Source organism: Rhizobium sp. S152, assembly GCF_030380735.1.
Lineage (GTDB): Bacteria > Pseudomonadota > Alphaproteobacteria > Rhizobiales > Rhizobiaceae > Rhizobium.
The window spans coordinates 1-2,659 of the sequence record NZ_JAUDRZ010000016.1 but is presented as its reverse complement, the minus strand read 5'-3'; the positions used below and the strand labels follow the sequence as shown (position 1 = coordinate 2,659).

Below are 2,659 nucleotides of genomic sequence, written 5' to 3'. Positions count from 1 at the left end.
GATGCATGATCAAAGCGCCTTTGGCGCTTTGATGAGCATAAGCAATGAGAACAATTAAGCCGATCGAGCTATTAGTAACGGTAAGCTTCACACATTGCTGCGCTTCCACACCCGTCCTATCAACGTGGTCGTCTTCCACGGCTCTGATAGGGAATACTCGTTTTCAGGTTGGTTTCCCGCTTAGATGCCTTCAGCGGTTATCCATTCCATATGTAGCTACCCTGCTATGCCGTTGGCACGACAACAGGTCCACCAGAGATATGTCCATCCCGGTCCTCTCGTACTAGGGACAGATCCTGTCAATATTCCTACACCCACGGCAGATAGGGACCGAACTGTCTCACGACGTTCTGAACCCAGCTCACGTACCGCTTTAATTGGCGAACAGCCAAACCCTTGGGACCTGCTCCAGCCCCAGGATGCGATGAGCCGACATCGAGGTGCCAAACAACCCCGTCGATATGGACTCTTGGGGGTCATCAGCCTGTTATCCCCGGCGTACCTTTTATCCGTTGAGCGATGGCCCTTCCACGCGGGACCACCGGATCACTATGACCGACTTTCGTCTCTGCTCGACTTGTCAGTCTCGCAGTCAGGCGGGCTTATGCCATTGCACTCGACGACCGATTTCCGACCGGTCTGAGCCCACCATCGCGCGCCTCCGTTACTCTTTCGGAGGCGACCGCCCCAGTCAAACTACCCACCATACACTGTCCCGGATCCGGATAACGGACCGCGGTTAGACATCCATGACGATAAGGGTGGTATTTCAAGGATGGCTCCACGGAAACTGGCGTCCCCGCTTCAAAGCCTACCACCTATCCTACACATGCCGACACGAATGCCAGTGTAAAGCTATAGTAAAGGTGCACGGGGTCTTTCCGTCTGACCGCAGGAACCCCGCATCTTCACGGGGAATTCAATTTCACTGAGTCTATGTTGGAGACAGCGGGGAAGTCGTTACGCCATTCGTGCAGGTCGGAACTTACCCGACAAGGAATTTCGCTACCTTAGGACCGTTATAGTTACGGCCGCCGTTTACTGGGGCTTCAGTTCAAAGCTTGCACCTCTCCCTTTAACCTTCCAGCACCGGGCAGGCGTCAGACCCTATACGTCGTCTTGCGACTTCGCAGAGCCCTGTGTTTTTGATAAACAGTCGCTACCCCCTGGTCTGTGCCACCCCAAACTAGTTGCCTAACTTGGGGTCACGCTTCTTCCGAAGTTACGCGTGCAATTTGCCGAGTTCCTTCAACATAGTTCTCTCAAGCGCCTTGGTATACTCTACCTGACCACCTGTGTCGGTTTCGGGTACGGTCTATACGGTGGAGCTATTTCCTGGAACCGCTTCCCTGCACGATCAATCCAATAAGACCGTACAAGTTACGCAATCCGTCACTACCACCAGGCCCACGAATATTAACGTGGTTCCCATCGACTACGCGTGTCCGCCTCGTCTTAGGGGCCGGCTAACCCTGCTCAGATTAACTTTAAGCAGGAACCCTTGGTCTTTCGGCGAGAGGGTCTCTCACCCTCTTTATCGTTACTCATGTCAACATTCGCACTTCCGATACCTCCAGGATGTCTCACGACTGTCCCTTCACAGGCTTACGGAACGCTCCGCTACCACTTGCAGTAAACTGCAAATCCTCAGCTTCGGTGCATGGCTTCAGCCCCGTTACATTTTCGGCGCAAAGACCCTTATTTAGACCAGTGAGCTGTTACGCTTTCTTTAAATGATGGCTGCTTCTAAGCCAACATCCTGGTTGTTTTGGGATCCTCACATCCTTTCCCACTTAGCCATGACTTGGGGACCTTAGCTGGAGGTTAGGGTTGTTGCCCTTTTCACGACGGACGTTAGCACCCGCCGTGTGTCTGCCTGATAGTACTCCCGGGTATTCGGAGTTTGGTTAGGATCAGTAAGACGGTGAGTCCCCATAGCCCATCCAGTGCTCTACCCCCCGGGGTATTCGTCAGACGCTCTACCTAAATAGATTTCGCGGAGAACCAGCTATTTCCGAGTTTGATTGGCCTTTCACCCCTAGCCACAAGTCATCCCAATCTATTGCAACAGATGCGGGTTCGGTCCTCCAGTTGGTGTTACCCAACCTTCAACCTGCTCATGGCTAGATCACTCGGTTTCGGGTCTAATGCAACAAACTAAATCGCCCTATTCAGACTCGCTTTCGCTTCGCCTACACCTACCGGCTTAAGCTTGCTTGTTACACTAAGTCGTTGACCCATTATACAAAAGGTACGCCGTCACCCTTTCAGGCTCCGACTGTTTGTAGGCATCCGGTTTCAGGTTCTATTTCACTCCCCTTGTCGGGGTGCTTTTCACCTTTCCCTCACGGTACTTGTTCGCTATCGGTCATGCACGAGTACTTAGGCTTGGAGAGTGGTCTCCCCATGTTCAGACAGGGTTTCACGTGCCCCGCCCTACTCTAGGACAATGAGTGTTCTACGCCTACGGGGCTATCACCCGCTACGGCCCAACTTTCCAGAAGGTTCGGCTTTATTCCTCATTGCCACTGGCCTGGTCCGCGTTCGCTCGCCACTACTTGCGGAGTCTCGGTTGATGTCCTTTCCTGCAGGTACTTAGATGTTTCAGTTCCCTGCGTTCGCTTCTTACACCCTATGTATTCAGGTGTAGATACCTTAT

General features: G+C 52.8%; 1 rRNA gene. It reads right to left on the bottom strand.

Going from position 1 to position 2,659, the window contains the following annotated elements:
* Positions 1-50 precede the first annotated feature (50 nt).
* A 23S ribosomal RNA gene (locus QTL95_RS16125) occupies positions 51-2,659 on the bottom strand; the annotation flags it as partial.